The organism is Neisseria sp. P0022.S009, from assembly GCF_051956675.1.
Taxonomy (GTDB): domain Bacteria; phylum Pseudomonadota; class Gammaproteobacteria; order Burkholderiales; family Neisseriaceae; genus Neisseria.
Genome location: NZ_JBQCXE010000113.1, coordinates 1 through 234 on the forward strand (window position 1 = coordinate 1; position 234 = coordinate 234).

Here is a 234-nt window from a genome sequence, read left to right on the forward strand (position 1 = left end):
GGGCGGTCAGGCTTTGGCCGGCGGTAATGTCGGTATGGTTGCCGCTGATAAGGTGGATGTTTTCATTGGCGGTATGCAGTTGGCTTTGCTCTGTTGCGGTGGCTATACCGGCCGGGGCGGTTTGGATTAAGCCGGCCTCTTTCAGGTCTTTGAGGGCGTCTTTCAGACGACCCCTTTGGGTTTCTTCATCGGTATTGTGGTTGTTGGCGGTTTGGGCGGCTTTGTTCAGGCTTT

The 234-nt window shown here is 55.6% G+C and carries 1 protein-coding gene; it reads right to left on the reverse strand.

Annotation, left to right across the window (positions count from 1 at the left end):
• Positions 1–234, reverse strand: a 234-nt coding sequence (locus ACTHUG_RS11680) for a DUF2345 domain-containing protein (RefSeq protein WP_440386935.1), incomplete at both ends; no start/stop codon positions are given.